The following is a 5,982-nucleotide window of genomic DNA, read 5'->3' as shown; positions in this document are numbered from 1 at the left end:
ATCGAGTGTTGCACCATTTTTTACTATTCAACCTCTAAAGTCAGGTACTATACTATCTAAAAACCATTCATGCCATAAAGGAATACACAAAATTTCACAATCTTCTGAAATGTATTTAACATTGTTTTTTATATGCATCATATTAAATGATTTGTAGTTGTTTGAACATTTTATATACTCCATTATCATCTACATCATCGGCAATATAGGTTGCTTTTTGCTTTATTTCATCGTTTCCATTTTTCATGGCAATCTTTATATTACAGGCATTAAACATAGGAAGATCACTTGAAGAATCACCAAAACATATAGATTCTTTTTTATCCATATGTAAATAGTCCAGTAACTTATTGATAGCAAATTCTTTACTGATTCCTTCGGGACTGGTATCTCCATAAAGGGCAAGTTGCCCTTTTCCACCCCAGGTTCCCACAACCATATCCTTAAACTCTTTCACGGCATCCAGATAATCTTGATAACTATTTAATACAAATGCTGTCTTGTTTACATCATCTCTATATTTTGATGTCATTTTTCTAAAAGCTGGGTTTATTGGTGCATTTACAGCTGATTTATTATTACCAAATGCATATTTCATACGAGCCTGTACTGACTTTTCCATATAATCATCACTGATATATATGCCACTGTTACACTCAAATCTATAGGCAAGAGATCTTGAAATACACCAATCTGTAAAATGTTTACATTGAACATAAGTTAATGGTTTATGAAACATTTCTGTGCCTTGTACTTCAATATAATTTCCATTTCCTCCAATAAAACCATCCAATTCAAAATCAAAATGTCTTTCCAGTATTTCCTGTTTAGAACATCCAGTACACAAAAATACAAAATGCCCATTTTTTCTTGCTGCGATAACCGCCTCTTTTGCTGATGATGGTATTTGTGCTTTATAATTAATTAATGTCCCATCTACATCTAAAAACAATATTGCCATATTCACAACTCCTGATAAAAAAGATGTTCTATGATTTCCGAACATCTTTTCTATTTTTTATTCAATTCCTAAATCTTTGCCATTAGTACCAATGACCGTTTTGTACCAATTGTAACTCTTCTTCAGATATCTGTTTCCTGTACCATTTCCTTCATCATCCAAATCAACGTAGATGATGCCGTATCTCTTTGACATTTGTCCTGTACCATTAGAAACAATATCAATAGGACCCCACATAGTATATCCGAACAGATCAACACCCTTTTCAATAGCTCTTTGCATAGCCTGAACATGTTTTCTCATGTAATCAATACGATAATCATCATTAATTACATTACCTTCCTCTACCGTGTCAATAGCGCCTAATCCATTTTCAGAAATAAATAATGGCTTCTGATATCTGTCATATAAATCCTGTAAAGCCAGCATTAATCCGTCTGGGTCAACTGACCATCCCCATCCTGTCTTTGGTAAATATGGATTTACAATACCTTCAAGTGTATTTGTATCAATAATCTTTTCAGCAGCTTCAGTCTCTTCAGAAGATACTACTCTGCTTCTGTAATAAGAGAATGTAATGAAGTCTACAGGATAAGAAGCAATAATTTCTTCATCTCCCTCTTCAAAAGTGATTTTGATATTATTTTCTTCAAAATACTGCCAGATATAATCCGGATACTTTCCTCTTACCTGAACATCGGAGAAGAAATACTCTTTTCTCTTTTCTTTTTCAGCAGCAATAACATCTTTTGGGTTACATGTGTAAGGATACACTGTCTTGTACGCAATCATTGCCCCAACTTTAGCATGGTTAGAATGCTGGTGAATATACTTTACTGCAAGTGCACTTGCTACAAACTGGTGATGTGCTGCCTGATACATTCTTTGCAGCAGATTTTCGCTGTCAGGATAAATACATGCAGCATCCCAACAGATAGGTTTTACAGCCGCGTTACCAATTTCATTAAATGTCAGCCAGTAATCAACAACATCGTCAAGATTATCAACAATCGTTCTGACAAACTTCATATAAAACCCAATAAATTTACGATTATCCCATCCACCATATGTGTCTACTAAATATAATGGTGTTTCATAATGAGAAATAGTAACCATTACTTTCATTCCAAGTTCATGACAGTATTTAAACATATCATGATAGAAATCAAGTCCTTTTTGATTAGGAGTTTCTTCTTCTCCAGTCGGATAAATTCTGGCCCAGTTGATAGATGTTCTGAAGATATTAAAATTAGCTTCAGCCATCAATTTTAAATCACTCTTATAGGTATGATAGAAGTCAATGGCCTTATGAGTAGGATAATAATCTGCATCTCTTCTCAATCCTCCAAAAAAACCTCTTGCTTTAATGTCAGCAGTAGACATTTGTTTGCCATCTTCTAGATAAGCACCTTCACATTGGTTAGCAGCTACTGCACCACCCCATAAAAATCCTTCAGGAAATTCCTTTTTTACTTCTTTATTTAAAAATGCCATATTATTCTCCTTCTTTCTTATATTCAGCTACTATTGTTTTTCCTTTTTTTGCATATCCATCTGTAGTGAAACTCATTTTCTTCTCACAACCAGGAAAAATCATCATTGTTGTCAGATCATATCCTTCCTGTTTCAAATCATAGGAATTCATGCGAATGATTTTATCCCCTCTGTGGACTGTTGTGCCAGCATCTACAAACTTTTTAAATCCAACACCTTGTTTATTTACAGTATCAATACCGATATGTACCAGTATTTCTACACCATCTTCATTTTTCATTCCAAATGCATGCATGGTAGGAAACAACATTGTGACCTCTCCATCACATGGAGCCACAATTACATCATCGTCAGGCACAATGGCAACACCGGTTCCCATCATACCTTTAGAAAACACATCGTCATTCACTGCAGTAAGTGGAATGATTTTCCCACTTACCACAGCTGCAAAATCATTTGTGTTTTCTTCTTTTTTTGAAAACAACTTAAACATACTTATTTGATGCCCTTTCCATCATATAAAACATAAGTGCATAGAAATGAGACCACGAAGGAAACAGCAACACCCGCAAGAATTGCTCCCATAGTTTTTTCAAAAATAACTACACCAAGGATAGAAGAATAACCCATTGCAAAAGCTTTAGCACCCATAAACCCGGCAACAGCACCACCAGCAATACCACCAGCTACAATACTAATCATCGGTTTTTTCAAGCGAAGACTAACACCGTATAATGCAGGTTCAGAAACACCGGAAAGCATAGCACCGATACCAGCTGATAATGCAGTTGCCCTAAATTCTTTATCTTTAGTTTTTAAAGCAACAGCACAACAGGAACCACATTCAGAAATGTTATGTAAAATCCAACCAGGTCTGAACACGTTATCATACCCAGTACGAGAGAACAATTCCATCATAGGAGCTACAGGCAACATATTTACACCCATCATAACCAAGAATGGCTGAGCTGCGGCAATAATACCCGGAGCAAATCCACCTACATGTGCTTGTAACCAGATGATACCTGCGACAATCCAAGAACCAACAATATTACCAATAGGACCTAATGCTAATACAACGATTGGAAAACCAATTAAGAATACACATAATGGAGCAAATACACTTCTGAATAATCCAGGAATTACTCTGTAGAAGAATCTTTCCAGATATGCACATAGAATAGCTGTAAAAATACCTGGAAGTAATGTACTACCATAGGAAGCTAAATGTACAGGAAGTCCAAACATTGTAGTAGCTTCTCCGGCAGTCATAATAGTATTAAAATCCGGATATACCAATGTCAGTGCAATTGCCATTGAAAAAGCAGGATTGGATTTTAAAACTTTACTTGTACCATATGCCACTAATACAGGCATAAAGTAGAATGGTGCACTGGACATGAAGTTAAGCATTGTATATGCTGTAGAACTTGCTACTGATGGGATGAAGTAACTCAGTAAAGAGAGAATTACTTTCAGCATACCTGCTCCATATACTACAGTAATGAATGGTGTCAGTGACTGAGACATAAATGTAATTGCTTTTTCAAAATAATATTTGAAATTCTTCTTCTCATTACCGGACACAAGATTTTCATCAAGATTCTCATTAATTGGGGCTTCTGTCTGTACTGAATAATTTTTTTCAAGATTATCAAATACAGGGAATAAATGTTCACCAAGAATAATCTGGTACTGCTGATTTCCATAAACCACACCTAATACTCCAGGTAGATTTTTTATTTTCTCATCCTCTGCTTTATTTCTGTCATTCAAATATAGCCTTAAACGTGTTACGCAGTGTGTAATTGTTTTGATATTTTCGACACCACCTACATATTCCACTATCTGCTTTGTCAAATTATCATAATCTATTTTAGCCATTATTATTGTCCTTTCTTTGTAACTCATACAGCCTTACAATATGAATCATTAAATAAATACAATCTTCATCAGTACATCTGTAATTAAACTTTCCATTAATAAATTCACTGATTTCATGAATACACCTGTCAACTCCTTCATACTTCGTGACCAATTGACCGAATATATTAGTAACTTCAATAGAACCGTTAGAAGTTTGATGACTGACAATTCTGCTTAAGAAAAATTTCAGGTGAATAATGTACCTTGAATACGCTAACGAATCTTCATCTATCTGATTTCCAAGATATTTCATTGTGATATTCACAATACTGTTTACGCCTTCGAGCAATTCTCTTGTTTCAATATTTGTTTTTTCTTGAGACGCCACAATCAAATGGAAAGCAATAGATGTTGCTTCATCTTTTGGAAGATCTACATGCAGAGTTTCGTTAATATATTGAATAGCACACTTACCTACTTGGTACTCATCTTCGTAAAATCTCTTAATCTCTTCATTAAACAACTTTGAGGTATTATTTCCCTCTCTGAATTGTTTAACACTGAAATCAATATGATCCGAAAGACTGACAAGTAAGTTGACATTATATTTTTGATTCAATGTTTTAGCAGCATAATCAATAATATGTTGTGATACTTCAATCACTTCGAAAGGCACTTCTTCAAATAAAGTAAGATTTAAATTTTTCTGTCTGTCCAGATAAATATATGTCTTCATAATTTCTTCAGGATAAACAATATCATTCTTGCTTTTTTTAAACCCAAGTCCCTTTCCTATCGCTATCATTTCACGGCCGTTTGAATCTTTAACGATAACAATATTATTGTTCACTACTTTAAATGTCCTGTACACCTGTTTATCTAACTTGAGCATGATTCTCCTCCCCTAATACAAATTAAAAAGGCAAACTCAAACATTTAGTTTACCGCCTCAGATAAACTAACGTAAGAATTTGCCTTAATAGCTTAGATTAAGTAACAAGTCTTAATTTGTATTACACTGTAAGTATAGCCGGTACCGCTTTCAATGTCAACAGTATTCTATATTTTTTTCTGGTTTTGGAATAAAAATTCAGAAACATAACAATACATACGGGAGTTTAACACTTGCTCATAGCCAAAATAGCCAAATGTCGTTTATGTACGTCTTTTTTTTCGTCAAATTTTTATTTTTTACCCGTCTTTAGAGGTTTGCACCATTTTTTACTATTCAACCTCTAAAGTCAGGTAATATATATTATAGACTAATTATATTTAAAATTTAAATAATATTTTTCTGTAATAAATATTAATAAACTAGTTACAGGGATGTCTTAACTGCACCTTCCCTATGTACTTATATAATTACAGTTATCCCAAGATAAAGATCAATTAAAAAAATACATGTTAGATGTATTTCCATTGTTTTCTCTTTTTCTTGGAATTTTTATTATGAGTTCTTCTTCTACAAGTATCTTTATTTGCTTTCTTACTGTTCTTTCCGAAAGTCCTGTATCATTGACAATTGTTTTAACTGACGGAAAACAAGACCATGTTTTCCTATTTGCGTATCGTAGTAATGCTCTATAAACCATTCTTCCTGCTGGAGTTACATTGGCACTTGATACTTTTGTATAAAAATACATATAATCCTTATTCAACTT

6 protein-coding genes are annotated in these 5,982 nt (G+C 33.8%); all 6 read right to left on the bottom strand.

Going from position 1 to position 5,982, the window contains the following annotated elements; genetic code table 11:
• Positions 1–142: 142 nt before the first annotated feature.
• Complete coding sequence (locus tag DWZ53_RS10960; protein WP_040462892.1) at positions 143–961, bottom strand: Cof-type HAD-IIB family hydrolase; 819 nt, start codon at positions 959–961, stop codon at positions 143–145.
• 57 nt (positions 962–1,018) lie between these two features.
• Positions 1,019–2,455 carry a glycoside hydrolase family 1 protein gene (locus tag DWZ53_RS10955; RefSeq protein WP_004797837.1) on the bottom strand — a complete coding sequence of 479 codons (1,437 nt, stop codon included), beginning with the start codon at positions 2,453–2,455 and terminating at the stop codon, positions 1,019–1,021.
• Between the two features lies 1 nt (position 2,456).
• Entirely contained in the window at positions 2,457–2,948 is a 492-nt protein-coding gene (locus DWZ53_RS10950; protein WP_004797835.1) for a PTS glucose transporter subunit IIA, read from the bottom strand.
• A gap of 2 nt (positions 2,949–2,950) precedes the next feature.
• A complete protein-coding gene (locus tag DWZ53_RS10945; protein ID WP_117816331.1) occupies positions 2,951–4,339 on the bottom strand; it encodes a PTS transporter subunit EIIC in 1,389 nt (462 codons plus the stop codon).
• Complete coding sequence (locus DWZ53_RS10940; RefSeq protein WP_004801002.1) at positions 4,332–5,213, bottom strand: PRD domain-containing protein; 882 nt, start codon at positions 5,211–5,213, stop codon at positions 4,332–4,334. Before DWZ53_RS10940 ends, DWZ53_RS10945 begins: the two co-directional genes overlap by 8 nt.
• A 493-nt stretch (positions 5,214–5,706) precedes the next feature.
• The coding region (locus DWZ53_RS10935) for a helix-turn-helix domain-containing protein (protein WP_233541890.1) at positions 5,707–5,982 on the bottom strand (276 nt) is incomplete at its 5' end.

Source organism: Coprobacillus sp. AF33-1AC (assembly GCF_003475785.1).
GTDB lineage: Bacteria > Bacillota_I > Bacilli_A > Erysipelotrichales > Coprobacillaceae > Faecalibacillus.
Note: the sequence above shows the minus strand (reverse complement) of the source record. Positions and strands in the feature narration are given on the sequence as shown.

Excerpts from the sequence above, each read along its gene's own strand:
- DWZ53_RS10960 (WP_040462892.1), bottom strand. The coding sequence starts at position 961 with ATGGCAATATTGTTTTTAGATGTAGATGGGACATTAATTAATTATAAA.
- DWZ53_RS10955 (WP_004797837.1), bottom strand. The coding sequence starts at position 2,455 with ATGGCATTTTTAAATAAAGAAGTAAAAAAGGAATTTCCTGAAGGATTT.
- DWZ53_RS10950 (WP_004797835.1), bottom strand. The coding sequence starts at position 2,948 with ATGTTTAAGTTGTTTTCAAAAAAAGAAGAAAACACAAATGATTTTGCA.
- DWZ53_RS10945 (WP_117816331.1), bottom strand. The coding sequence starts at position 4,339 with ATGGCTAAAATAGATTATGATAATTTGACAAAGCAGATAGTGGAATAT.
- DWZ53_RS10940 (WP_004801002.1), bottom strand. The coding sequence starts at position 5,213 with ATGCTCAAGTTAGATAAACAGGTGTACAGGACATTTAAAGTAGTGAAC.